The organism is Knoellia pratensis (assembly GCF_042666395.1).
Lineage (GTDB): Bacteria > Actinomycetota > Actinomycetes > Actinomycetales > Dermatophilaceae > Knoellia > Knoellia pratensis.
Genome location: NZ_JBHTDJ010000004.1, coordinates 395,463 through 420,208 on the forward strand (window position 1 = coordinate 395,463; position 24,746 = coordinate 420,208).

The 24,746-nt window shown below is 67.8% G+C and carries 22 protein-coding genes and 1 pseudogene; 19 read left to right on the plus strand and 4 right to left on the minus strand.

Features of this window, described 5'->3' with window-relative positions:
* Nucleotides 1-8 precede the first annotated feature (8 nt).
* Genes secD through ACFQRE_RS18045 form a run of 4 tightly spaced genes read left to right on the plus strand, consistent with a single transcriptional unit; the run spans nt 9 to nt 5,897 of the window.
* Nucleotides 9-1,832 (plus strand): protein translocase subunit SecD, encoded by a 1,824-nt coding sequence (secD, locus tag ACFQRE_RS18030; RefSeq protein ID WP_380125094.1) that lies wholly within the window; start codon nt 9-11, stop codon nt 1,830-1,832.
* A complete protein-coding gene (gene secF, locus ACFQRE_RS18035) occupies nt 1,829-3,022 on the plus strand; it encodes a protein translocase subunit SecF (RefSeq protein ID WP_380125097.1) in 1,194 nt (397 codons plus the stop codon). The genes secD and secF overlap by 4 nt, the downstream gene beginning before the upstream one ends.
* Before the next feature lie 4 nt (nt 3,023-3,026).
* Nucleotides 3,027-3,587: an adenine phosphoribosyltransferase gene (locus ACFQRE_RS18040; RefSeq protein ID WP_380125099.1), complete on the plus strand. Its 561-nt coding sequence runs from the start codon at nt 3,027-3,029 to the stop codon at nt 3,585-3,587.
* A 9-nt stretch (nt 3,588-3,596) separates the two neighbouring features.
* Nucleotides 3,597-5,897 carry a RelA/SpoT family protein gene (locus ACFQRE_RS18045; protein WP_380125101.1) on the plus strand — a complete coding sequence of 767 codons (2,301 nt, stop codon included), beginning with the start codon at nt 3,597-3,599 and terminating at the stop codon, nt 5,895-5,897.
* A 9-nt stretch (nt 5,898-5,906) separates the two neighbouring features.
* Here the strand turns inward: ACFQRE_RS18045 and ACFQRE_RS18050 are convergent.
* Nucleotides 5,907-6,818: pseudogene (locus ACFQRE_RS18050) on the minus strand (DMT family transporter); the annotation flags it as partial.
* Here ACFQRE_RS18050 and ACFQRE_RS18055 point away from each other — a divergent pair.
* Nucleotides 6,817-8,223 carry an aminotransferase-like domain-containing protein gene (locus tag ACFQRE_RS18055; RefSeq protein WP_380125103.1) on the plus strand — a complete coding sequence of 469 codons (1,407 nt, stop codon included), beginning with the start codon at nt 6,817-6,819 and terminating at the stop codon, nt 8,221-8,223. The pseudogene ACFQRE_RS18050 and the gene ACFQRE_RS18055 overlap by 2 nt on opposite strands.
* 76 nt (nt 8,224-8,299) lie before the next feature.
* Here ACFQRE_RS18055 and ACFQRE_RS18060 read toward each other — a convergent pair whose 3' ends face one another.
* Nucleotides 8,300-9,997 carry a DUF349 domain-containing protein gene (locus ACFQRE_RS18060; RefSeq protein WP_380125105.1) on the minus strand — a complete coding sequence of 566 codons (1,698 nt, stop codon included), beginning with the start codon at nt 9,995-9,997 and terminating at the stop codon, nt 8,300-8,302.
* A 2-nt stretch (nt 9,998-9,999) separates the two neighbouring features.
* Entirely contained in the window at nt 10,000-10,788 is a 789-nt protein-coding gene (locus ACFQRE_RS18065) for a peptidylprolyl isomerase (protein ID WP_380125107.1), read from the minus strand.
* Nucleotides 10,789-10,978: 190 nt separating this feature from the next.
* Between ACFQRE_RS18065 and ACFQRE_RS18070 the strand changes: the two genes are divergently transcribed.
* The 7 genes from ACFQRE_RS18070 (at nt 10,979) to hisS (ending at nt 17,443) form a co-directional block, all read left to right on the plus strand.
* Nucleotides 10,979-11,113 (plus strand): lasso RiPP family leader peptide-containing protein, encoded by a 135-nt coding sequence (locus ACFQRE_RS18070; protein WP_380125109.1) that lies wholly within the window; start codon nt 10,979-10,981, stop codon nt 11,111-11,113.
* Between the two features lie 588 nt (nt 11,114-11,701).
* Nucleotides 11,702-12,991 carry an asparagine synthase-related protein gene (locus ACFQRE_RS18075; RefSeq protein WP_380125111.1) on the plus strand — a complete coding sequence of 430 codons (1,290 nt, stop codon included), beginning with the start codon at nt 11,702-11,704 and terminating at the stop codon, nt 12,989-12,991.
* Between the two features lie 23 nt (nt 12,992-13,014).
* Entirely contained in the window at nt 13,015-13,239 is a 225-nt protein-coding gene (locus ACFQRE_RS18080) for a PqqD family peptide modification chaperone (RefSeq protein ID WP_380125113.1), read from the plus strand.
* 11 nt (nt 13,240-13,250) lie between these two features.
* The gene (locus ACFQRE_RS18085) at nt 13,251-13,679 is read left to right on the plus strand and encodes a lasso peptide biosynthesis B2 protein (protein WP_380125857.1); all 429 of its coding nucleotides are present in this window, start codon (nt 13,251-13,253) and stop codon (nt 13,677-13,679) included.
* 70 nt (nt 13,680-13,749) lie between these two features.
* On the plus strand, nt 13,750-15,375 hold the full coding sequence (locus ACFQRE_RS18090; RefSeq protein WP_380125115.1) for an ABC transporter ATP-binding protein: 1,626 nt from the start codon (nt 13,750-13,752) through the stop codon (nt 15,373-15,375).
* An 11-nt stretch (nt 15,376-15,386) separates the two neighbouring features.
* A complete protein-coding gene (locus ACFQRE_RS18095; RefSeq protein ID WP_380125117.1) occupies nt 15,387-16,088 on the plus strand; it encodes an MBL fold metallo-hydrolase in 702 nt (233 codons plus the stop codon).
* Entirely contained in the window at nt 16,085-17,443 is a 1,359-nt protein-coding gene (gene hisS, locus ACFQRE_RS18100; protein ID WP_380125119.1) for a histidine--tRNA ligase, read from the plus strand. Before ACFQRE_RS18095 ends, hisS begins: the two co-directional genes overlap by 4 nt.
* Here hisS and ACFQRE_RS18105 read toward each other — a convergent pair.
* Nucleotides 17,406-18,017 (minus strand): hypothetical protein, encoded by a 612-nt coding sequence (locus ACFQRE_RS18105; RefSeq protein ID WP_380125121.1) that lies wholly within the window; start codon nt 18,015-18,017, stop codon nt 17,406-17,408. The two genes, hisS and ACFQRE_RS18105, sit on opposite strands and share 38 nt — an antisense overlap.
* Nucleotides 18,018-18,076: 59 nt before the next feature.
* On the opposite strand from ACFQRE_RS18105, the gene ald reads away from it, so the two are divergent.
* The 7 genes from ald to ACFQRE_RS18140 all read left to right on the plus strand — a co-directional run bounded on the left by ald (nt 18,077) and on the right by ACFQRE_RS18140 (nt 24,726).
* Nucleotides 18,077-19,192, plus strand: a complete 1,116-nt coding sequence (gene ald, locus ACFQRE_RS18110; protein ID WP_380125123.1) for an alanine dehydrogenase — start codon at nt 18,077-18,079, stop codon at nt 19,190-19,192.
* 17 nt (nt 19,193-19,209) lie between these two features.
* A complete protein-coding gene (gene xerD, locus ACFQRE_RS18115) occupies nt 19,210-20,109 on the plus strand; it encodes a site-specific tyrosine recombinase XerD (protein ID WP_380125126.1) in 900 nt (299 codons plus the stop codon).
* A 165-nt stretch (nt 20,110-20,274) separates the two neighbouring features.
* Nucleotides 20,275-21,111 carry a ParA family protein gene (locus ACFQRE_RS18120; RefSeq protein WP_380125859.1) on the plus strand — a complete coding sequence of 279 codons (837 nt, stop codon included), beginning with the start codon at nt 20,275-20,277 and terminating at the stop codon, nt 21,109-21,111.
* A gap of 4 nt (nt 21,112-21,115) precedes the next feature.
* Entirely contained in the window at nt 21,116-22,045 is a 930-nt protein-coding gene (locus tag ACFQRE_RS18125; protein ID WP_380125128.1) for a segregation and condensation protein A, read from the plus strand.
* Nucleotides 22,038-22,712: an SMC-Scp complex subunit ScpB gene (gene scpB, locus ACFQRE_RS18130; RefSeq protein WP_380125130.1), complete on the plus strand. Its 675-nt coding sequence runs from the start codon at nt 22,038-22,040 to the stop codon at nt 22,710-22,712. Before ACFQRE_RS18125 ends, scpB begins: the two co-directional genes overlap by 8 nt.
* Nucleotides 22,709-23,635: a pseudouridine synthase gene (locus ACFQRE_RS18135; protein ID WP_380125133.1), complete on the plus strand. Its 927-nt coding sequence runs from the start codon at nt 22,709-22,711 to the stop codon at nt 23,633-23,635. Before scpB ends, ACFQRE_RS18135 begins: the two co-directional genes overlap by 4 nt.
* Entirely contained in the window at nt 23,632-24,726 is a 1,095-nt protein-coding gene (locus ACFQRE_RS18140; RefSeq protein WP_380125135.1) for a prephenate dehydrogenase, read from the plus strand. The genes ACFQRE_RS18135 and ACFQRE_RS18140 overlap by 4 nt, the downstream gene beginning before the upstream one ends.
* The last annotated feature ends 20 nt before the right edge of the window (nt 24,727-24,746 follow it).

The window sequence follows — 24,746 nt, forward strand, 5'->3', positions numbered from 1 at the left end:
TGGCTCAGATGAGTCACACGACTTTCGCGCGCCGTGCGCTGGCTGGCGTGGCAGCCCTGGCGATTGCTCTGATCGGTCTGCTCGTCGGGGCCAACCAGCTGAGCAACGGCAGCTATGCCCCGAAGCTGGGCCTTGACCTCGAGGGCGGCACGCAGATCATCCTCAAGCCGAAGCTCACGGGCGGCAAGACGGTGTCGCCCGAGCAGATCACCGAGGCCCGCGACATCATCGTCCAGCGTGTGGATGCCGGCGGTGTCGCCGGAGCCGAGGTCACCACCCAGGGTGGCCGCAACATCGTCGTGAGCATGCCGGGCAACCCGACCAAGCAGCAAGAGGATGCGATCAAGCGCTCCTCGCAGCTGCAGTTCCGCCCGGTGCTCGCCATCGGCCCCGGCTCACCTCAACCTGTTCCCTCGGCCACACCGAGTGGCTCGGCGAGCCCGACGCCGAGCGGGTCGGTGTCCCCGAGTGCTTCGCCGAGCGCGTCTCCGTCTCCGTCCGCCTCGGTCCCGTCCGCCAACGCGGCCAGCCCGAGCGCCAGCAACAACTCCGCGATTCCGCGCGCGCTCACCACAGGGGTCAGCCCCTCTCCGTCGGCCTCAGCCACGAACAGCCCGAAGCCCAGCGCGTCGCCGAGCCCGAGCCCGAGTGCCTCCGCCTCGGCCCCCGCGGGCAGTGACCCGTTCGACCTCGCGCAGATCACCCCCGAGCTCACCGAGGCGTTCACGGCCCTGGACTGCAGCAAGGACGGTGCGCTCGACAAGCTCGTCGACGACGACGCCAAGCCGCTCGTCACCTGCGACGCCGATGGCGCCGCCAAGTACATCCTCGGCCCGGTCGTCGTCTCCGGAGACAAGATCTCCGACGCCAGCGCCGGCTACACCACGAACGCGCAGGGTCAGCAGACCACCACGGTCGAGATCCAGCTCAGCCTCAACGGCGAAGGCGCCAAGCAGTACGCCGACGTCTCCCGCAAGATGGTCGCCCTGGAGCAGCCGCAGAACCAGCTCGCCGCAACCCTGGACTCCCGGGTCATCGTTGCGCCCAGCTTCAACGAGGCGATCCCCAACGGCAAGGCAAGCATCACCGGCAACTTCACGATCACCGGTGCCCGTGACCTCGCGCAACAGCTGAAGTTCGGTGCCCTGCCGATCTCGTTCGATGTCCAGACCAACGTCAAGATCAGCCCCACGCTCGGTGGTGAGCAACTGAAATACGGCCTCTACGCCGGGCTCGTCGGCCTCCTGCTCGTCGTGCTCTACTCGTTGGCCCAGTACCGCGTGCTCGGTTTCGTGACCATCGCCTCGATCGTCGCAGCGGGAGCCTTGACCTATCTGGCCATCACGATTCTGGGTTGGTCGCACAACTACCGGCTCGACATGGCTGGTGTCACTGGTCTGATCGTCGCCATCGGCTTCACCGCGGACTCGTTCATCGTCTACTTCGAACGCATCCGTGACGAGCTGCGTGAGGGTCGCTCGCTGGAGAGTGCCGTCGCCACCGGCTGGACCCGTGCCAAGCGCACCATCCTGATCGCTGACGGCGTGAACTTCCTCGCGGCGATCGTGCTCTACCTGCTGGCCAGCTCGAGCGTGCGCGGCTTCGCCTTCACGCTCGGCCTGACCACCCTGATCGACATCCTCATCGTCTTCTTCTTCACCCACCCGGTGGTCACGCTCCTCGCGCGAGTGAAGTTCTTCCGGGGCGGACACCCGATGTCGGGTCTCGACCCCGACAAGCTCGGTGCCGTGAAGAAGACCTCGTATGCCGGCCGTGGCCGGTTCACGACGAACCCGCCCCGCACTGCGGGCGCTGAAGGGAGTGCGTCGTGAACTTCTCTGACCTCGGAAACGACCTCTACACCGGCAAGAAGTCCATCCCGGTCGTCGCCAAGCGCAAGTCGTTCTACCTCGTCTCGATCGTGCTCATGGCCATCGCCATCGCCGGGCTCGGTGTCAACAAGCTGAACCTCGGCCTCGAGTTCAGTGGTGGTTCGGAGTTCCGAGTCACCAGCGAGTCGATTCCCAGTGACTACGAGTTCGTGGCCCGCGATGCGCTTGGTGCCTCGGACGACTCCCAGGGGGTGCGCGTCTCCAAGCTGGGGAACAACACGGTCCGCGTGCAGACCGAGCGCCTTGACGACACCGAGAGCGCGCGGGTGGCCACCGAGTTGGCGAAGACCTTCAAGGTCTCTACCAAGGAGGTCAGCTCGACCTTCATCGGACCGTCCTGGGGTGACTCGGTCACGAAGCAGGCGCTTCGCGCGCTGGTGATCTTCCTCGTGCTCGTGGCGGCTGTGCTGTCGATCTACTTCCGCAACTGGAAGATGGCGCTGGCGGCCCTGCTCGCGCTGGCCCACGACCTCATCATCACCGTCGGCATCTACTCGTTCACCGGGTTCGAGGTCTCACCGGCCACGATGATCGGCTTCCTCACCGTCCTCGGCTACTCGATCTATGACACCGTCGTCGTCTTCGACAAGGTGCGAGAGAACACCAACGAGGCCTTTGCCAACGGGCGACTCACGTTTGGTCAGGCGGCCAACCTCGCGGTCAACCAGACTTTCGTGCGCTCGATCAACACCACGGTCATCGGTATCCTGCCGATCCTCTCGGTTCTTGTCGTCGGCGGGATCTTCCTCGGCCCAGGCACCCTGCTCGACCTCGCGCTGGTGCTCTTCATCGGCATCCTGATCGGCGCCTACTCGTCGATCTTCCTCGCGACGCCGCTCCTCGTGAGCCTGCGCAGCAAGGACGGCGCGGTCGTGGACCTCGACAAGCGGGCTGCCCGCTCACAGGCCAAGCGAGCCAAGGAAGTCGCGGTCCTGGCTCCCACCTCATCCGGCAATGCAGTCATCGAGGACTTCCCCGGAGCAAGCGGTGACGAGTCGCTGGCCTCGACCACCGCGCCCATGGCGCAGGACGAGGAGTCCGCCACGGTCACGGGACGACAGGTGCACAAGTACGCACAGTCCGGCCCCCGCAACCAGCCGAAGCGTCCATCCAAGTCCCGTCGCAAGTAGTCACGTGAGCGCTGTCAGCGACCTCGTCGCCAGTCGACTGCGCGACGTCGCCGATTTCCCGAAGCCGGGCGTGGTGTTCAAGGACATCACCCCGCTTCTGGGGGACGGCGAAGCGTTCGGTGCGGTGATCCGGGAACTTGCGTCACGGCATACCGGCTCCTCGAAAGCGGCACAGCCGGTCGATGCGGTGGCCGGGGTGGAAGCGCGTGGCTTCATCATCGGGGCTGCCCTGGCTCTCGAGCTGGGCGTCGGGTTCATCCCCGTGCGCAAGGCAGGCAAGCTGCCCGGCGAGACGGTGCAACGGACCTACGACCTCGAGTACGGCACGGCGACGATCGAGATCCACGCTGACGCAGTGACACCGGGTCAGCGGGTCCTGCTCGTTGACGACGTCCTCGCCACCGGCGGGACCGCCATCGCGGCCTGGGACCTTCTCGCCGAGTCCGGTGCCGACGTCGTCGGGTTCGAGACGATCGTCGAGCTCGCGTTCCTCGGCGGACGTGAAGCGATGGGGGAGCGTGCCGTCCACGCCCTGCATGTCGTGACCGGCGCGGTGGACGCCTAGACTCCGTTCATGGCAGAGGAAACCACGCCGATTCCGGTGCGTAGCGGGGCATCTGCCTCGAATCGTGCCCGTGCGCGTGCCCGCATCGCCCGTTTCGGTGGTGCGCGTCCCTCGGCCCACCCGGTCCTCGAGCCGCTGCTGACCAGCGTTCGCCTCACGCATCCCAAGGCCGACGTGTCGGTCATCGAGCGGGCCTACGAGGTCGCCGAGCGCGCCCACGACGGGCAGATGCGCAAGAGCGGTGATGCCTACATCACCCACCCGCTGGCCGTGACGACGATTCTCGCCGAGCTCGGCATGACCCCGCCGACCCTGGCTGCCGCCCTGCTCCACGACACCGTCGAGGACACCGACTACCACCTCGATCAGCTCGAGAAGGACTTCGGCGCCGAGATCGCGATGCTCGTCGACGGAGTCACCAAGCTCGACAAGGTCACCTACGGCCAGGCCGCGCAGGCCGAGACGGTGCGCAAGATGGTCGTCGCCATGGCGCGCGACATCCGGGTGCTCGTCATCAAGCTCGCCGACCGGCTGCACAACGCCCGCACCTGGCGCTACGTGTCCAAGGAGTCCGCGCAGCGCAAGGCCCGCGAAACGCTCGAGATCTACGCCCCGCTTGCCCACCGGCTCGGCATGAACACGATCAAGTGGGAGCTCGAGGACCTGTCGTTCCAGACCCTCTACCCCAAGGTCTACGACGAGATCGTGCGCCTCGTGGCCGATCGTGCGCCTGCTCGTGAGGAGTACCTCGCAACGGTGCGCGCCAGCGTCGAGGGTGACCTGCGCGCCGCCAAGCTCAAGGCCACCGTCACCGGGCGACCCAAGCACTACTACTCCGTCTATCAGAAGATGATCGTCGGCGGCCGCGACTTCGACGAGATCTACGACCTCGTCGCCGTCCGGGTCCTCGTCGACACGGTGCGCGACTGCTATGCCGCGCTGGGCGCGATGCATGCCCGGTGGACGCCCGTGCCGGGTCGCTTCAAGGACTACATCGCGACGCCGAAGTTCAACATGTACCAGTCGTTGCACACGACGGTGATCGGTCCGGAGGGCAAGCCCGTCGAGATCCAGATCCGCACGCACACCATGCACCGGCGCGCGGAGTACGGCGTCGCGGCCCACTGGAAGTACAAGGAGAACGACAAGGCGGGCGGCGGTCCGGAAGGTCCGTCGACCAGCAACACCGGCGCCAACGACATGGCGTGGTTGCGCCAGCTCCTCGACTGGCAGAAGGAGACCGCCGACCCGGGAGAGTTCCTGGAGTCCCTGCGTTTCGAGATCAACGCCAGCGAGGTCTACGTCTTCACGCCCAAGGGGCAGCTCGTCGGCCTGCCGGCCAACTCGACGTCCGTCGATTTTGCGTATGCCGTGCACACGGAGGTCGGTCACCACACCATTGGTGCCAAGGTCAACGGCCGTCTGGTTCCGCTGGAGTCCCGTCTGGACAACGGTGACACCGTCGAGGTCCTGACCTCCAAGGCCGACGGGGCGGGTCCCTCACGCGACTGGCTGAACTTCGTGAAGTCCGCGCGCGCCCGCAACAAGATCCGTCACTGGTTCACCCTCGAGCGCCGCGAGGAGATGATCGACAACGGCAAGGAGTCGCTGGCCAAGGCGATGCGCAAGCGCAGCCTTCCGGTGGCGCGTCTGTCGTCCGTGGAGTCGCTCACCGGTGTCGCCGAGGAGTTGCGCCTCCAGGGGATCGACGGCCTCTACGCCGCGATTGGCGAGGGCCATGTCAGCGCACAGCACGTCGTGGCGCGACTCGTGGCTGCCCAGGGCGGTGAGGAGTCGAGCGATGACCTCGCCGAGGTGACGATGCCTCGACCGATCTCCAACCGGCGCCGTCGTGCCGGTGACCCCGGAGTGGTCGTCAAGGGCACATCCGACGTCTGGGTCAAGCTGGCCCGATGTTGCACACCGGTTCCGGGCGACGACATCCTCGGCTTCGTCACGCGCGGCGCCGGTGTCTCGGTGCACCGCCGCGACTGCACCAATGCCTCCTCGCTGCTCAGCCAGGACGACAAGATCATCGAGGTCGAGTGGGCCCCGACGGCCAACAGCATCTTCCTCGTCCAGTTGCAGGTCGAGGCGCTTGACCGATCGGCCCTGCTCTCTGACGTCACCCGCGTGCTCTCCGAGAGCGGGGTCAACATCCTGAGCGCCTCGGTGCACACCTCACGGGACCGCGTGGCGGGCCTCAAGTTCACCTTCGAGATGGGCGACCCCAGCCACCTCGACCACGTCATCCGCAGTGTCCGCGGCATCGCTGGGGTCTTCGACGCCTACCGCATCACCCAGAACTGAGCTGGAGCCCAGCCGCACCCGCACCGCGGCCGTGGCGGCGAGGACGACGACGACACCCGTGGCCACGAGTCCCGGCGTGATCTCCTCACCCAGGAGGAGGGCGGCCCACGCGATGGACATGATCGGCTGCACGAGCTGGACCTGACTCACGCTGGCCATGGGTCCGATGGCCAGCCCGCGGTACCACGCGACGAACCCGAGGAACATGCTGACCAGGCCGAGGTAGGCGAAGGCGAGCCAGTGAACGGCGTCTGCGCGCGGCATACTCCCGTCCGCCGAGACGAGCGTGAGGCCAGTCATCACCGGAGCCGACAGGACGAGGGCCCAGGACACGGTCTGCCAAGCGCCGAGTTCGCGGGCCAGGAGGCCGCCCTCCGCGTAGCCCACGGCTGCTGCGAGGACCGCGAGGAAGAACAGGGCATCGGAAACGTGCACGCCGCCGAGCCCGCCGGCGTGCACCACAGCGAACACGATGGCCGCGACGGTGGCTGCTGCCAACGCCAGCCAGAACCGCAGGGGCGGGCGTTCTCCGGTGCGTAGCACCGCCACCGTGGCTGTTGCGGCCGGCAGCAAGGCGATGACGACGGCGCCATGGCTCGCCGGTGCGGTGGTGAGCGCGTAGGAGGTGAGGAGTGGGAAGCCGATGACGATCCCACTGGCGACGACCGCGAGTCGCAGCCATTGCGCGCCACACGGTCGCGCCTGGCGAGTGAGGACGAGCGCTGTCCCGGCAGCAAGGGAGGCCACGGCGGCCCGCCCGGCCCCGACGAACAGGGGAGGCAGCGACTCGACCGCCAGCCGCGTCAGCGGCATGGTCAAGGAGAAGGCGAGCACTCCGAGCAGTCCCCACAGCAGACCGGCTCGATCGGGGTGAAGAATCGCACTGGGTGATCGGGGGGTAGCGCTACTGTTGCCTGTCATGAATGACGATAGCACCGTGGAGATCATCGAGAGCCTGCGCCGGCTCATCGCGGCGAGCCCAGACGGTAGCCGCCTCCCGTCGACCCGGCAGTTGGTGGCGGAGCACCATGCGAGTCCGGTCACGGTGCAGCGAGCGCTGCGCCTCCTCGCGGCCGAAGGCGTGCTCGAAAGCAGGCCGGGCGTCGGGACGTTCGTGCGTTCGGCGCCGATCGCGAGGGCACACGACTACGGCTGGCAGACGACGACCCTCGGCGCACGGACCACCAGTTCCGCACGGCCACCCGTGGCGTTGACCGAAGCCGCCAACGACATGATCTCGATGCACGGTGGATATCCCGACGGGGAGCTGCTGCCGGACCGTCTGGTTCGGGCGGCTCTTGCCCGGGCTGGCCGCGGGCCGAGTGCGCTGGTCCGTCCACCCGTGGCTGGGCTCCCAGGTCTGCAGACCTGGTTCGCGGCCGAGCTGGCGAGCGCGACCGCGCCCGGGGTCTCGGCCCCGACGGCGGCCGACGTCATCATCGTGCCGGGCAGCCAGACGGGCCTGAGCTCGATCCTGCGTGCCGTAGGTGGGATGGGGCGCCCGGTCGTGATGGAGTCACCGACCTACTGGGGCGCCATCTCTGCCGCCCGCCATGCCGGAGTCACCGTGATCCCTGTCCGTTCGTCGCCGGTCGGGCCGGCGCCGGAAGACGTCGATCGGGTCCTCGCGGAGTCCGGTGCCCGCCTCTTCTACACGCAGCCCACGTGGGCGAACCCGACGGGCGCCCAGTGGTCGCCGGAACGAGCGCGAGACATCCTCGAGGTGGTCCGGGCGCACGGGGCGTTCCTGGTGGAGGACGACTGGGCCCATGACTTTGGCATCGACTCACAGCCCAGGCCGCTGGCAGGGACCGACGACTCGGGCCACGTCATCTACCTGCGCTCGCTCACCAAGAGCATCTCGCCCGCGGTGCGAGTTGCCGCCCTCATTGCTCGCGGCCCAGTGCGCGGTCGCATCCTCGCCGATCACACGGGTGAGTCGATGTACGTCTCCGGTGTGCTCCAGACTGCTGCGCTCGACGTCGTCAGCCAGCCCGGTTGGACGACTCACGGGCGCCGAATCAGGGAGCAACTGCGAGCCCGACGAGACCTGCTGGTGACCGCACTGCGACGCCATGCACCCGAGGCTGTCCTCGACGCGATCCCGTCAGGGGGCCTCAGCCTCTGGGCGAGGCTCCCCGAGGGCCATGACGCCCGCGACGTGGCGGCCCGGTGTCGGGACCTCGGCGTCATGGTTGGTGCAGGCAACGACTGGTTCCCGACGGAGCCCTCTGGGCCACACCTGCGCCTGACCTACTGCGGGCCGGACCCCGGCCGCTATGACGAAGGAGCCCGCCTCCTCGGCGACGTCCTCCGCCAGCCCTGAACTGCCGACTTCGTGCCCCGTACGGACAACTCGCTGGCGCTCGTTGTCCGTACGGGGCACGAAGTCGGAAGGGGGGTCAGGAACCGAACTCGTCGCCGGCGGCCTCGGCCTGCTTGAGCCACACCTGCTGCGACTCGAGCTTGGCGGTGAGGTCCTTGACGGATCTGTCATTGCCGGCGGCGGTGGCCTTGGCCAGGTCCTTTTCGATCGTCTCGATCGAGCTGCGGAGCTGGGTCACCATCGAGTTGGCGCGGGCGGCGACCTCGGGGTTGGAGGACTTCCACTTCTTCTCGTCCTGCTCGCGGACGGTCGTCTCAATGCGGCGGATTGCCTTCTCGGTGCGGTCGATGTCCGCCCGCGGCACCTTGCCCGCCGCGTCCCACTTGTCCTGGACGGTGCGCAACTGCGCCTTGGCCTTCTCGAGGTCGGTCACGGGCAGGATCTGCTCGGCCTCCTTGAGGAGCTCCTCCTTGACGGCGAGGTTGGCCCGGAACTCCTCCTCCTCCGCCGCGGACACTTCGTCCTTGGCGTTGAAGAACGAGTCCTGGGCGGCCTTGAAGCGCTCCCAGAGGGCGTCGTCCTCGGTGCGCGATGCGCGGCCGGCCTGACGCCACTGGTCCATGAGGTTCTTGAACGCGCGCGCCGTCGGACCCCAGTCCTGGCTCGTGGCCAGGGCCTCCGCTTCATGGACGAGTGATTCCTTGGTGCCCTTGGCCTCGGCGCGGGTCGAGTCGAGCTGGGCGAAGTAGGTGCGCCGGCCCTTGTCGAAGTGGTTGCGCGCGTGGCTGAAGCGCTGCCAGAGGGAGTTCTCGGTGGGCTTGTCGAGCTTGGTGCCGGAACGCTGGTGCTGCTTCCACGTGTCGAGCAGCGCGCGCATCCGCTCGCCACTCTGCTTCCACTGCGTCTGGTCGGGGTGCTGACCGGCGATTGCCTCTGCCTCGGCCACGATCGCCTCACGCTCGACCGTCGCGGCGGCGCGTGCCTCGGCGCGGGCGGCCTGCTCGGTCTCGCGCTTGCTGGCCAGCCCGGCCTCGATCGAGGCCACGCTGGCCTCGAGGGCGGCCAGGTCACCGACGACGTGGGCCTCGGCGATGTGGTCCTTGAGGGTGCTGAGTCCGTCGGCCACCTCCTTGGCGGGGACGTCGGGGTTGGCCAGACGCTGAACGAGCAGGTCCGCCGACGATGCGATCTCGTCGTACTTGCGGGCGAAGTACTGGAGGGCGTCGTCGGGCGTTGCGCCGGGGTAGGACCCGACCTCACGCTCCTCGTCGCCGACCTTCACGAACACGTGGCCCTCGTCGTCGACCCTGCCGAACTTGGCGGAGTCGGAGTGCTCGTGCACGACTGCTGCCACAGGAGGCGTCGGACGGGCCGCCATCCTGGAGGCAAGTGCGGCAGGAGATGGCACTGCCGGCTTGGGAGCCGCAGGCGCAGGAGCAGGAGCCTCTTCGACGACCGGAGGTTCCTCGGCGCTGGCAGGAATCTCTTCAGGGGCGGCAGCGGCCTCTTCTACGACGGGAGCTTCCTCGGCGACGGCGGGAGCCTCTTCGAGGGCGGGAGCCTTTTCGGGGGCAGCAGCAGCCTCTTCGACCACTGGAGCCTCTTCGAGGGCGGGAGCCTCTTCGGGGGCAGCAGCAGCCTCTTCGACCACTGGAGCCTCTTCGACAACGGGAGCTTCCTCGGCGGGAGTCTCCTCACCTTCTGTCGGCGGCGTCTCGGCCTGGACCTCCACGGACTCGTCCGCAGGGGTGGTGCTCGTCGTCTCGTCGCTCACGGCTATGCCTTCTTCTCTGTCACTGCAACCCGAAGGATGCTGATGGGTGCCACGGGGGCACCGATGGTCGCGGACTCGCCGCCGGGCTGAACGCCCGCTGCGGCGACCTTGTCGACGATATCCAAACCCTTGGTGATCGTGCCGAAGATCGAGTATCCAGCTGCGTCCGGCAAGCTCGTGTCGCCATTGACGAGGAAGAACTGGCCCCCGTTGCCCTTCACCGGATCCTTCGTCCGCGCCATGGCGAGGGTCCCTCGGGGATATTTCCCGTCCTTGGGCGCGTTCTCCACACCAAACCCGTAGCCCGGTGTGCCTTCGCCCGTCCCGGTGGGGTCGCCGCACTGGAGCAGTTTGAAACTGTCGCCGATGCCGAGCCGCTGGCAGGGGGAGTTGAGCCAGTAGTCGGCGCGAGCCAGCTGGATGAACGACGCGACCGCCTGGGGCGCCTTCGCGCCATCCAGTTCCAGGACGATGTCACCGCAGTTCGTCGTCAGCGTGGCTGTCCAGGTGGCGCCCTTGGCGGTCGCCTTGTCCGGCAGCTCGAGCTTGGCCGACGTGCCCAGCGGCTGGGGAGGCTGTTCACATCCTGCGGCGGTCGTCTGGGCCTTGGCGGGAGTGTCAGGCTTGAGTGCCACGGCCAAACCACCGACCAGCGCGATCACGATCGCGGTCGTCGCCACGATGGCGCCGACGCGCTTGTTGCGCGCGCGCTTTTCGGCGCGAGCAGCTGTCGTCGCCTGCTGCTTCTCCCACCTGCGCCGTGCCCGGTCGCGTTCTTGCTTCTTCGTCACCCGGGAGAGTCTAGGGAGATCGCTCCCGTCAATCGCACTGAGGGGCGACACGGCCGCCGATGTGGCTCTTGTGCGGAACAGCGCAAGCCACAATCTCGTGGAACTTTCTACCAGTCGCGGTGCGCATGGGTCCGTAATAGCGTTTTGAAATCCGGCCGAGAGTCGGCTCGTCCCATGGAAGGAAACATTCATGAACAAGGACACCAAGGCGAAGGTCTACGAGCCTCCGCAGATTCAGAAGGTCGGCACGTTCTCGCGCCTGACCCTGGGTTCGCCTCGTTGGAACGGGGCCGACCGCTACGGCTGGCGCAAGGGCGCCGAGTAGATCAACTCTTTCGTCGAGGCGGCCCGTGCCCTTCACGGGCCGCCTCGCACGACGACAAGGACCAACGTGAGATTCATGCTGCTTCCGGATCGGGAGCTGACCGAAGGCCCTGAGGCGTCGCAGGGCTGGGGCGCACGACGTGTCCTCCACCCCTCAGGCCGTCCGTGGTTGGTTGGTGACTGGGCCAACGATGACCTGGTGGTTGCGAAGGCGCCGCACGGGGCGATCGCCATCATGGGCGTCTCGTCCATCACTTCTGGTCAGCTGGCGGATTGCCTGAACTCACCGTCTCCTCGTCAGCGCCTCGCGACCCTCGCCCGACGCTCCGCCGGCAGCTTCTACGTTCTTGCCTCGGTCAACGGAGCCACGTGGGGGCACGGGACGGCCTCGGGGGTGTGCCAGCTGTTTCACGGCCGACGCAATGACGTGTGCGCCGTCTCGAATTCTGCGTCAATGCTCGCCGAGTTCACGGATTCTCCCCTCTCCACGTCAGGTGTGGCCGCACATTTGCTTGCGCCCTCACCGCCGTGGCCCTTGGATCAACTGACCATTTGGGATGGCGTCACTGCGGTCGACTGCGATGTGGCCGTGACTCTTTCCGCTGGTGGGGAAATCAGGTTCACGCAGTGGTGGTCGGCGCCAGAAGCCGTTCTCGGCGCTCGGGAGGCGGCCAGCCTGCTTGCCGAAGCGATCGAGGATGCGGTTGCTGCGCGGGCCGACCGAGGTTCGTCGTTGAGCTGTGACCTGTCTGGCGGGCTCGACTCCACATCTGTGGCCTTTGCGGCGGCCAGGGCGGACGTCGCACTCACGACCTTCCGAGAAGGGTCGAACGACCCGGCGCACGACGACTGGAGGTGGGCGGAACTTGCCTCCGAGGCGCTTACCGGCCGCCACGTGGTGGTGGACCTGGAGGGGGCACCTGTCGACTTCGACCCAGCTCCACCGAGCGTGTCGGACGCAGACGGTCCTTTCGCGTGGCAACGGGCGCGAGCCGGCATCTCAGCGGCGGCCGTCCGGGCCGCGCAGGCAGGTTCTCGCGATCACCTGACCGGCCACGGTGGGGACGAAGTCTTCGACGTTGGTCCGGCCAACGACCACTCTGCCTTCCAGTCGGGAGCCTTGCGCTACGCCCGACTCTCCACAGCGAGCAGACTGAACCGCCGGTGGACGACCGCCCGACACCTTCGCCTGTTGGCCGACAGGACGAGCTACTCACAGTGGTTGGCCGGGGCAGGCAGCCAGGACCTACGGCAGGATTTGGCTTCGAGTCCACCGGGCACATCCGTCTGGGGCTCGCAGCCGCTGCTGGCACCGTGGATGACCGATGACGCCGAGGACATGGTCCGAACCATGCTGACCAAGACGCCGGACACCCTCGCGCCGCTGTCCCCGTGGCGGGCCCAGCATGCGCTGCTGAGCGGTGCTCGCCAGTGCGGAGCGGCAATGCGACGGTGCGACCAGATCACCCGGGAAGCCGGAGTCAGGTGGCACGCACCGCTCCTCGACGACCGCGTCATCGAGGTCGAGATGGCGACGTCCTTCGAGGCCCGAGTGTCGCCAGGCACCTACAAGCCGACTCTGGTCGCAGCGATGGTGGGCAGGGTTCCGCAAGAACTCCTTGGCAGGCCCTCCAAGGCCGACTTCTCTCGCGACATGTACGTGGCCCTTCGTCACAATCGCGCCGAGATGCTTCGTTGGTGCGACGACTTGCGGCTCGGGAGCCTGGAATTGGTGGACCCGCAAGCGCTCCGAGCCAGCATCCTCGGAAACCATCCAACGCCGCCATCCATGATTCAGCTGTTCACGACCCTGGCAGCCGAAAGTTGGCTCCGGTCCGTCCCGATGCGGGGCCGTGTGTACGAGGGAGCGAAGCCATGACACGACTGCGCGCGAACGTATCCGTGAGTGAAACTGACGAAGGCATGGTCCTGCTGGACGAGGCGTCGGGCGAATACTTCGTCGTCAATGGCGTTGGTGCCATCGTTGTCGCCCGACTCGTCGATGGCGTCAGTGTTCCGGACGTCATCGTGGAACTTCAGAGCGATCACCCCGAATACTCCGGTCAGGTGGAGGCGGACGTCACCGCGTTCGTCGCATCGCTGAAGGCTGCCGGGGTGACGACATGACGACGCCCACGATGTTCGAGGAGCGGGAGCGGGTCTCCCTGGTCGCGCGTCCGCCTGCCCTCCTGGCCGTGGCCATCGCCCGCGCGCTCGGACGCTTTCCACCCCGAACCATCAGGAGGGTCCTGGAGGGCGCTCGGATGGGAGCACGGCCCGCGACCTACGACGAGGCTGCACGAGCACGCGCCAACATTGTGGCTGTGAGTCGGCGGTGTGCAGCCCAGCAATGCGTGCAGCGCTCTCTCGCAACGGCGCTCCTGTGCCGACTCCACGGAGTCTGGCCCACCTGGCACACGGGAGTCAGAATGGAGCCGTTCCTCGCCCACGCGTGGGTCTCGGTCGACGGAGTGCCAGTGGGAGAGCCCGAATCCACGGCCCTGTTCCGTCCCATCATGACCGTTTCGCCGACGACGAGTCGGGAGCCAGGTGAGGAGTGTGCCTGACGAGCGGGTCTCATTGAGTGGTTCCACCGCTTTGTGGAGGTTGACTCAGGGCCACCGGCGCGTCCTCGGCGTGGCCCTGTTGATCGCCCTGGCGTCGAGCGCCGCCGCCCTGGTGCAGCCGTTGGTCGCTCAGGACGTGGTCGACGGATTGTCTGGCTCGATCGGGTCTCCGGGTCCAGTGCTGCTTCTGGCTGTGCTGGTCCTGGTGAGTGCCGTCCTGTCGGGTGCGTCCACCTGGCTCGTGGACCGTGAGGGCGAGCGGATTGTCGAGGACATTCGACGCTCGGTGGGTCGCCACATGGTCGGTGCCACGCTGTCGTCATTGGCGCGGCATGCACCCGGCGACCTGGTCGCCCGAGCAACGGTCGACACCTCGTTGGTCCGTGTCGCGAGCACCCAGGGCTTGGTGCGCGTCGGCAACGGCGCGGTCGGAGCTGTTGGCGCCGTCGCGGTGATGGTGTACCTGGATCGGACCCTGACGATGGTGGCGCTGGGAGTGATGGGAGTGCTGGGCGTCGTGCTGACCCAGATCCTGCCCAAACTAGGCGATGCGGTCACGCGCGCACAGGCCGCTGTCGGCGGCCTCGCCGCCGCGTTGGATCGAACCCTTGCTGGCGCCCGGGCCGTCAAGGCCTTCGGAACCGAGGACGTCGAGCTGGTCAAGCTCGACTCGCACATCAGGGAGGCCCGACTGGCAGGTGAAGAGGCAGCGAGGCACCGAGCGGCCATCGTCGTCACCACCGACCTGGCAGCGCAGTTCGCGTTCGTCGCCGTCCTTGGGACGGGGGGCTGGCTCGCGGCCAAGGGGAGCCTGGAGCTGGGTGCGCTCGTCGGCTTCCTCCTCGCGCTCTTTCACTTCACGGGTCCTCTGGGGTCGCTCATCTCGGGTGTCTCCGACATGCAAGAGGGGATGGGTGCCCTCCAGCGCCTTCGACAGGTTCGACAGCTCGATCAGGAACACCTGATGACGGCGCCGCGGCCGGACTCGGCGTCGCCCGCCGGGGTGGGCGACATGCCCGCCGAGGTGCAGTTCGAGGACGTGGCGTTCCGCTATGACGACGCCAGCGCTCCGTTGCACGACGTGTCGTTCACCGTGCCGGCCGGAGAGATCACCGCTCTCGCGGGCCCGTCAGGTGGAGGCAAGAGCACCCTGATGGACCTCACGATGCGCCTGCGTGAACTGGACTCTGGCGCCATTCGGCTCGGCGGCGTCGACGTCAGGGACCTGTCGCTCGCGGCCCTGCGGAGGCAGATTGGCTGGGTTGACCAGGACGCCACCCTGCTCGACGGAACCATCGCGGACAACGTCCGCATGGGCGCGCACAACGTGTCGGACGTCGAGATCGAGTCGTGCCTGCGACAGGTCAAGTTGAGCCACCTCGTGGACCGCGGTCTTGGGGTGAATGCCCTCGTCGGCCACCGCGGAGCGTCCCTGTCGGGGGGCGAGCGCCAGCGTGTGGCCGTCGCCCGCGCGCTGGTCAGGCGCCCCGCTGTCCTGCTCTTGGACGAGGTGACCTCCCAACTGGATTCCGACAGCGAGGCGGCACTGCGCGACATCCTTGACTCCCTGAGGGGAACCATCACCGTTCTTCTGGTCGCACACCGCCCAGCCACGATTGCGATGGCCGATCACGTCGTCGTCATCTCGGATGGAACTTCGCACTCCCTGCGATCGCCGGAGGCTGTGGACCTCTAAGGTTGGGCCGCGTGTTGACCATCGCCTTCCCCGCAGCAGCCTTCGGGACCAACTGCTACGTCCTTGCCACGGGCGAGGGCGAAGAATGCCTCGTCGTCGACCCCGGGATCGGGATCGAGGAGACGTTGCGCGAGGTCCTCACCCAGCACCGTCTCAAGCCGGCAGCGGTCCTGCTCACCCACGGGCACATCGATCACGTCTACTCGGTGACACCGGTCTGCGGAGGCGACACGGCGGCATACATCCACTCGGATGACCGCTATCGCCTCGCCGACCCACTCGGGTCGGCGAGCGACGGCCTCGTCGGGATGCTCGAGCAGCAGTTCGGACAGAAGGCGACGTGGACCGAGCCGAGCAACGTCATCGAGGTGACCGACCGGGAGTCGTTGACGCTCGCGGGGTTGGACCTCGAGGTGCTGCACGCGCCCGGCCACACCGAGGGTTCGGTCATGTTCGGCTTCGGGCGGATTCCCGACGGAGTTCGTGCTCCTGAGGAGCTCGACCGCACGATGGTGACGGGCGACGTGCTCTTCGCCGGATCCATCGGACGCACCGACCTGCCCGGTGGAAGCGGCGCTGCGATGGAACGCTCGCTGCGCGACGTCGTCCTGCCCCTGCCCGACTCCACCCTCGTGCTCCCCGGCCACGGACCGGCGACGTCCATGCGCCGCGAGCGAAGCACCAACCCCTACCTGCAAGGATTGAACGCGTGAAGGTCACCAAGCTCAGCGGCTTCCCCGAATTCCTCCCGGCCGAACGGATCGTGGAGCAGCACTTCCTCGACGTCATCCGCGAGACCTTCGAGCTGCACGGTTTCACCTCGCTCGAGACCCGCGCCGTCGAGCCCGTCGATCGTCTCGTCGGCAAGGGCGGTGACGCCGACAAGGAGATCTATGCCGTGTCGCGGCTCGCGGACCGCGGCGAGTCATCCGGCAAGGACCCCGAACTCGGCCTGCACTTCGACCTCACCGTGCCCTTCGCGCGATTCGTCCTGGAGAACGCCGGCAAGCTGACCTTCCCCTACCGCCGCTACCAGATCCAACGGGTCTGGCGAGGGGAGCGACCCCAGGAGGGCCGCTACCGCGAGTTCACCCAGGCCGACATCGACGTCGTCGACGTGGGCGAGCTCAGCCCGCACTTCGAGGCCGAGATGCCGCTCGTCGTGGCCGAGGTCTTCAGCAAGCTGCCCATCGGTCGCATGACGATCCAGGTCAACAACCGCAAGATCCCCGAGGGCTTCTATCAGGGAATCGGAATCGGCATCGAGGACATCACAGAGATTCAGCAGACCCTGCGCATCGTCGACAAGCTCGACAAGATCGGACCCGACAAGGTCAAGGTGCTTCTCGTCGACGCCGGCCTCACGGACGAACAGGCCGACCAGTGCCTGGCGCTGGCCGCGATCCGCACCGAGGACCTCTCCTTCGTCGACCAGGTCCGCACGCTGGGTGTTGAGCACCCGACCCTCGATGAGGGCCTCGCCGCCCTGAGCGCCGTCATCCAGAGCGGTCTCGACAACGCGCCCGGCGCGATGGTCGCCGACCTCAAGATCGCCCGCGGCCTCGACTACTACACGGGCACCGTCTACGAGACGCAGCTCGAGGGCTACGAGTCGTGGGGGTCGTTCTGCTCGGGCGGTCGCTACGACGCCCTCGCGAGCGACGGCAGGACGACCTACCCCGGGGTCGGAATTTCCATCGGGGTCTCCCGTCTGCTCGGGCTGCTCATCGGCAAGGGTCTTGTCACGGCCTCCCGTGCCACGCCCGCTGCCGTCCTCATCGCCGTCGTCGAGGAGGAGTCGCGACGCGAGTCCTCCGCCGTCGCCCGGGCGCTGCGGGCCCGCGGCATTGCGTGCGAGGTCGCCCCGAGTGCTGCGAAGTTCGGCAGGCAGATCCGGTATGCCGACCGGCGCGGCATGCCTTTCGTCTGGTTCCCCGGGAGTGGCGACGTCGCGCACCAGGTCAAGGACATTCGATCCGGCGACCAGGTCGACGCCGACCCCGCCACGTGGGCGCCGCCAGCCGAGGACCTCAAGCCGTCCGTGGTGGCCGCAACCCCGAGTCCTTGAGCTCGAGCAGGGCCAGCGCCCGGATGGTCTCGCGATCGCCTCGGCGCCACGCCCCGCTCGGGTCCGGCGACACCTTGGCCAGAGCTGCCATCGGCTGATTGGCCATCGCGCGCAACGCGAAGAGGTCGAGGTCGTCGTCGGCGTCGATGAACTTCTGGGCGGCCGAGGCACGACGGACGAAGCGTCCTCGAGCGAGGGCCCACCAGATCGTGACGATGAGAACCGGCACGAGCGCCGTCGTCCACCCGATGAGGAGCGCCAGTCGTTCGACCGCGCTGATGAGATCTGTGCCGGCCTTCTCGATGTCCGTGCCCGCCCCGGCAGCGGACCGGAACGGTCCGGCGATGCGGTCATCGAGCAGGGGCAAGTTGTCGACGCCGTCGCCCGCGGCGTTGAGCTTCTCTCGGAAGCCGACTCCAGCGCCCTGGAGTTGGCGACCGGGTTCGGCGAGCGCCATCGTCACATCGTGGACGCGGCGACCCACCCACGCCCACAGGGCGATCCAGGCGAGGAGGCCGAGGTCGGCAAGGATCTGGACGAGTCGTCGTCCGGGCAGGTCTGCATAGAGCTTCACGGGACCTAGACTCGCATCGCGGCACACTCACCGCAGCCTTAGGACAAAGGAGTCAGCAGGTGCGCATTGGTATCCCCAGCGAGGTCAAGAACAACGAGTTCCGCGTCGGCATCACGCCGGTCGGTGTTCACGAGCTCGTCAAGCATGGTCACGAGGTGTTCGTCCAGAAGGGCGCCGGCCTCGGATCCACGATCTCCGACGACGAGTACGTCTCGCAGGGCGCACGCATCATCGACACGGCCGACGACGTCTGGGCGCAGGCCGAGATGGTCATGAAGGTCAAGGAGCCCGTCGAGCAGGAGTACCACCGGCTGCGGGAGGACCTCACCCTCTTCACCTACCTCCACCTCGCTGCCGAGGAGCCGCTCACCCGCGAGCTCGTCAAGGCGAAGACGACGGCCATCGCCTACGAGACGGTGCGCCTCTCCAACGGCCTGCTGCCGCTGCTCTACCCGATGTCCGAGGTCGCCGGCTGCCTCGCGCCCCAGGTCGGCGCGCACTCCCTCATGAAGGCCCACGGCGGACGCGGTGTCCTCATGGGCGGTGTCGGCGGTGTCGCCAGTGCCAAGGTCGTCGTCCTGGGTGGGGGAGTGGCCGGTCAGAACGCCGCCAACATCGCCCTCGGAATGGGCGCCGACGTCACCGTCCTCGACACCGACCTCGACAAGCTGCGCATGGTGTTCTGGCGCTGGCAGAACCGCATCAAGCAGCTCGCCAGCTCGACGCTCGCCGTCCAGCAGCAGGTGCTCGAGGCCGACATGGTCATCGGTTCGGTCCTCATCCCGGGGGCCAAGGCACCCAAGCTGGTCACCAACGACATGGTCGCTGCGATGAAGCCGGGCTCGGTTCTCGTTGACATCGCCGTCGACCAGGGTGGCTGCTTCGAGGACACCCGCCCGACCACGCACGCGGACCCGACCTACCAGGTGCACGAGTCGATCTTCTACTGCGTCGCCAACATGCCCGGGGCCGTGCCCAACACGTCGACGTGGGCTCTGACCAACGCCACCCTTCCGTATGCCGTGCGGCTCGCCAACAAGGGTTGGCAGCAGGCGTTGCGGGACGACCATGCGCTGGCCGAGGGCCTCAACACGCACGCCGGCGAGGTCGTCTACGGGCCGGTGGCCGACGCTCACGGACTCGAGCACCGCGACCTCGCCGAGGTGCTCGCCTGACCGCGGTCGACCGCGCCGTGCGGTCCTGGCTGACGCATCTTGACGTCGAGCGGGGTCTGTCGGTCAACACGCTCAAGGCCTACGGGCGCGACCTGGCTCGCTGGACGGCATACCTCGCCGTCATCGGGATAGACGATCCCGCCAAGGTGACCGAGAAGCACGTCAGCGAGTTCTTGGCGCGCCTGCGCGAGGGCGATGAGGACCATCCAGCCCTTGCCGCCAACTCAGCCGCGCGAACGCTCATCTCCGTGAGAGGGCTGCACAAGTTCCTCGCGCTCGAAGGTGACGTCGACGCCGATCCCGCCGCCGCTGTGAGCCCGCCACCCCCGCCATCCCGGTTGCCCAAGGCGATCAGCGTCAGCGAGGTGGAGCGGCTGCTCAACGCTGCGGCGGTGGGCGACACTCCCGCTTCCTTGCGCGACAAGGCGTTGCTCGAGCTGCTCTACGGCACAGGTGCCCGTATCTCGGAGGCCGTGGGTCTCGACATCGACGACGTCGACATGGACGCGGGCATCGTGCGGCTCGAGGGCAAGGGTGGCAAGCAGCGCCTCGTGCCGCTGGGGTCGTACGCCAAAAAGGCGCTCACGGCATACCTCGTTCGCGGTCGTGGCACGTTCTCGACCAAGGGCAAGGGCACGCCCGCGATCTTCCTCAACCAACGCGGTTCGCGGCTCTCGCGGCAGAGCGCCTGGTCGATCCTGCGGGCCGCCGCCACCCGCGCCGATCTCAGTGGGCACCTGTCGCCGCACACCCTGCGCCACTCGTTCGCGACCCACCTGCTCGAGGGCGGAGCGGACGTGCGCGTCGTCCAGGAACTGCTCGGACACGCCTCCGTCACGACGACGCAGGTCTACACGCTCGTCACCGTGCAGCAGCTGCGCGAGGTCTACGCACAAAGCCATCCGCGTGCGCGCTGATAGTGTCGTGGCGATCAGCGGGACGCTGACCGCCTGCACGCCAGTTCCGGGAGAGAGATGGATTCGTCGAACATCGAGGCCGTGGTGACCGAAGTGGATGAGACCACCGGGACCCCGAGCCCCAGCGGACACCTGCCCGGGACCGAGGACGCTGGCCGAGGCCAGATGGGCCCGACCGGGCGCCCGATGCCCGTCTTCCCCGAGCCGCCGCCGCTGGCCAGTCATGGCCCGGCGCGGGTCATCGCCATGTGCAACCAGAAGGGTGGCGTCGGCAAGACGACGACCACCATCAACCTCGGCGCCACACTGGCCGAGTACGGCCGCAAGGTCCTCCTCGTCGACTTCGACCCGCAGGGAGCCCTGTCCGTCGGACTCGGCATCCCGGCCCACCAGCTCGACGTCACCGTCTACAACCTGCTCACCGAGCGGGGTCACGACGTGCGTGACGTCATCGTCAAGACCAAGGTCGAGAACCTCGACGTCATCCCGGCCAACATCGACCTGTCGGCCGCCGAGGTCCAGCTCGTCGGTGAGGTCGCCCGCGAGCAGATCCTCGCCCGGGTGCTGCGCCCGATCCTCGACGACTACGACGTCATCCTCATCGACTGCCAGCCCTCGCTCGGCCTGCTCACGGTCAACGCGCTCACGGCGGCGCACGGTGTGCTCATCCCGCTCGAGTGCGAGTTCTTCGCCATGCGTGGTGTGGCCCTGCTCATCGAGACGATCGAGAAGATCTGCGACCGGCTCAACCCGCGCCTCGAGGTCGACGGCATCCTCGCGACGATGTACGACAGCCGCACCCTGCACTCCAAGGAGGTCGTGGCGAGCGTCGTCGAGCACTTCGACGACCGCGTCTTCCACACGGTCATCAGCCGCACGGTGAAGTTCCCCGACGCCTCGTTGGCTGCCGAGCCCATCACGACCTACGACTCCACCCACAAGGGTGCGAGCGCCTACCGCCAGCTGGCCAGAGAGCTCATCGCCCGTGGCGGAGCAGCCTGACACCATGACCGAGGCCCCCGGCGGAGTCATCACCCGACGGGCAGCCACGACGGCCTTCGAGGTTCACCTCGACGTCTTCTCCGGGCCGTTCGACCTCCTCCTCGGTCTCATCTCCAAGCACAAGCTCGACATCACCGAGATCGCGCTGTCCAAGGTCACCGACGAGTTCATCTCGCACATCAAGGCCGAGCAGGCCAAGGGCGGTGACGTCTGGGACCTGTCGCAGGCCTCGGACTTCCTCCTCGTCGCGGCGACCCTGCTCGACATCAAGGCTGCCCGGCTCCTGCCGCAGACCGGCCCCGAGGACGAGGATGACCTGGCCCTCATCGAGGCGCGAGACCTGCTCTTTGCACGACTCCTCCAGTACCGCGCCTTCAAGGACATCGCCCGCACCTTCGACGAGCGGATGACGACGGCAGGTCGGATGACGGCGCGCCAGGCGGGCATCGAGCCGCAGTTCGCCAAGCTCCTGCCGGAGCTGATCATGACGATCACTCCGGAAGCCCTCGCCATGATCGCGGCGCAGGCCCTGACCCCGAAGATTCCCGACACCGTCGGCCTCGGCCACCTGCACGCGCCGGCAGTCAGCGTCCGCGAGCAGGCGACGATCATCGGCGAACGACTGCGCCGCGAAGGCGTGTCGTCGTTCCGCAGCCTCGTGCGCGACGCCGACAACACGCTCGTCATCGTGGCCCGGTTCCTCGCCCTGCTCGAGCTCTTCCGGGAGTCGTCCATCTCCTTCGAGCAGGCCGAGGCGCTCGGCGAGCTCACGGTCCGCTGGACCGGGCCGATGGAGGGCGACATCGAGGTGGACGACGAGTTCGACGACAGCGCGACCGACGAAGCGCCGCCGGTCCAGGGCGCCCTGCCCGAGCTGGCGACGCCCGAGGACGCAGCACACACCACCGATCAGCGAGAGGCTGACCATGACTGAATCACCCGTGACCGACATCGCCGACGTCGTCGACGCAGACACCGTCGAGGCTGCCGACGAGGGCATCCTGGAGGAGGCCCCCCAGGACCAGTTGGCGTTCGACGTCAACGACTTCCCCGGCGGTCTCAAGAGCGCCATCGAGGCCGTCCTCATGGTGGTCGACGAGCCGGTCACCGAGCTCGACATCGCCTCGGCCCTCGAGATTCCCGTACCCGACGTCGAGACGGCCCTCACCGAACTCGAAGCCGAGTATGCCGCGCAGCTGCGCGGTTTCACCCTGCGCCAGGTGGGTGGCGGCTGGCGCATCTACAGCCGGTCGGACTACGCGGCCGTCGTCAGCAAGTTCATCCTCGCGGGACAGCAGGCCAGGCTCACCCAGGCCTCGCTCGAAACGCTCGCCGTCATCGCCTACCGCCAACCTGTGTCACGCTCACGCGTATCTGCGGTGCGCGGCGTCAACGTCGACGGCGTCATCCGCACCCTTCTCACCCGAGGTCTGATCGAGGAGGTCGGCACCGACGAGGAGTCGACAGCCACCTTCTACGGAACGACCTCCTACTTCCTCGAGCGCCTCGGACTGCAGACGCTCGATGACCTACCTGCCCTAGCCCCTTACCTTCCGGAGGTCGACGTGCTCGACGAGATCGCAGAAAGCGGCCGGGCATGACCCCGCCGCAGAGCCGACGCGGCGGACCCGCGAAAAAGCCTGGCAGTGGTGGCCGTGGCCCCGCTTCTGGCGGTCGCCCCGGTGCTGGTGCCGGTGGCAACGCTGGTGCCGGACGTCCCCGCGGCGTCGGCACGACGAAGAAGAGCCAGCCCACGAACCTGCCCGACCGCCCCAAGGTCCCCAAGATCGACGTCCATGACCCTGACGGCATCCGCCTCCAGAAGCTCCTTGCCTCGGCGGGAGTGGGTTCGCGTCGCGTCTGCGAGCAGATGATCACCGATGGACGGGTCGAGGTCGACGGCCAGATCGTCACCGAGCTCGGTGTCCGCATCAACTCGGAGCAGGTCGTCCACGTCGATGGCGTGCGCGTGACGCTGGACGAGACGCGGGTCTACCTCGCGTTCAACAAGCCGCTCAACGTCGTCACGTCGATGAACGACGACCTCGGTCGGATCGACATCGGTGACTATTTCGGTGACCGCAAGGAACGCCTCTTCCACGTCGGCCGTCTCGACTCGGACACCGAGGGTCTGCTGCTTCTCACCAACGACGGCGACCTGGCTCACCGTCTGCAGCACCCGAAGTACGGCGTGCTCAAGACCTACCTCGCCCAGATCCGCGGGCCCGTTCCGCGCGACCTCGGCAAGAAGCTGCGCGAAGGCATCGAGCTCGAGGACGGTCCGGTCAAGGTCGACTCCTTCCGCGTGGTCGACAGCCAGCCGGGCAAGGCGATCGTCGAGGTGATCCTCCACGAGGGTCGCAAGCACATCGTGCGTCGCATGCTCGCCGAGGCCGGCCACCCCGTCCTCTCGCTCGTGCGCACCCAGATCGGGCCGATTCGTCTCGGCGACACCAAGCCGGGCAAGTTCCGTCGCCTCACCAAGGGTGAGGTCGGAGACCTTCACACCGCGGCGGGGATGTGACGCAGAGCCCGGTCCCGGCGCGCGTGCACATCGTCGGCACAGGGCTCATCGGGACCAGTCTCGGACTCGCGTTGTCGTCTGCCGGTCGCGCCGTGACGCTCGAGGACATCTCGAGCACCAACGCCGCGCTGGCCCGCGATCTCGGTGCGGGGGAGGCGTCCGCGGACGTCGACCCCGACCTCGTCGTCGTCGCCACCCCTCCGGATGTGACGGCATCGTGCGTGGCCACCGCTCTCGAGCGCTGGCCACGCGCGGTCGTGACCGACGTGGCATCGGTCAAGGGAGCCGTGATCGACGGATTGCGTTCTCGCGGAGCCGATCTCACGCGCTTCTGCGGCTCGCACCCCATGGCCGGGCGCGAGCGCAGCGGTGCCGTCGCCGGTCGCCAGGACCTGTTCCACGGGCGTGCCTGGGTCCTCACTCCCACGGAGGAGACGCAGGACTCGGCGTGTCAGATGGTCGCTGACGTCGCCCGGTCGGTCGGTGCCGAAGTCCTCACCCTCGAGCCGGCCGAACACGACGCCGCGGTCGCCTCGGTGTCACACGTCCCGCAGCTCATGGCGAGCCTCGTCGCGGCTCGACTCGAGCACCTGGCCGAGTCCTCGGTCGCCCTCTCGGGCCAGGGGATTCGCGACGTGACCCGGATCGCTGCGAGCGACCCACACCTCTGGACCCAGATCCTGTCGGGCAATGCCTCCGCCGTGCGGGACGTCCTTGGCTCGCTCGCCACCGACCTCGCCGGCGTCATCGCCGCCCTCGACGCGCTCGATGCCGACGATGACGCACCCGGCGCCCGCGGCACCCTCGCCCGGGCCATCGCGGCAGGCAACGCCGGCCACGCACGCATCCCCGGCAAGCACGGAGCTGCCCCCACGGCATACACGACTGTTCGGGTCCTCATCCCCGATGAGCCCGGACAGCTCGGTCGCCTCTTCGCCGACGTCGGCGCGACCGGGACCAACATCGAGGAGTTCCACCTCGACCACGGACTGGGTCAGGCCTTCGGGCTTGCCGAGATCGACGTCGTTCCCGGCGCAGCAGCAGCTCTGGCCGACGGGCTCGAGGAGCGCGGGTGGCGGCTCCACGGCTGAGATCGGCAGTGGCACACGGG

Bases quoted from the DNA above. Each gene is read 5' to 3' on its own strand.
- ACFQRE_RS18055 (WP_380125103.1), top strand. From the start codon at position 6,817: ATGAATGACGATAGCACCGTGGAGATCATCGAGAGCCTGCGCCGGCTC.
- ACFQRE_RS18120 (WP_380125859.1), top strand. From the start codon at position 20,275: ATGGGCCCGACCGGGCGCCCGATGCCCGTCTTCCCCGAGCCGCCGCCG.
- ACFQRE_RS18070 (WP_380125109.1), top strand. From the start codon at position 10,979: ATGAACAAGGACACCAAGGCGAAGGTCTACGAGCCTCCGCAGATTCAG.
- ACFQRE_RS18045 (WP_380125101.1), top strand. From the start codon at position 3,597: ATGGCAGAGGAAACCACGCCGATTCCGGTGCGTAGCGGGGCATCTGCC.
- ACFQRE_RS18125 (WP_380125128.1), top strand. From the start codon at position 21,116: ATGACCGAGGCCCCCGGCGGAGTCATCACCCGACGGGCAGCCACGACG.
- scpB (WP_380125130.1), top strand. From the start codon at position 22,038: ATGACTGAATCACCCGTGACCGACATCGCCGACGTCGTCGACGCAGAC.
- ACFQRE_RS18135 (WP_380125133.1), top strand. From the start codon at position 22,709: ATGACCCCGCCGCAGAGCCGACGCGGCGGACCCGCGAAAAAGCCTGGC.
- ACFQRE_RS18085 (WP_380125857.1), top strand. From the start codon at position 13,251: ATGTTCGAGGAGCGGGAGCGGGTCTCCCTGGTCGCGCGTCCGCCTGCC.
- secD (WP_380125094.1), top strand. From the start codon at position 9: ATGAGTCACACGACTTTCGCGCGCCGTGCGCTGGCTGGCGTGGCAGCC.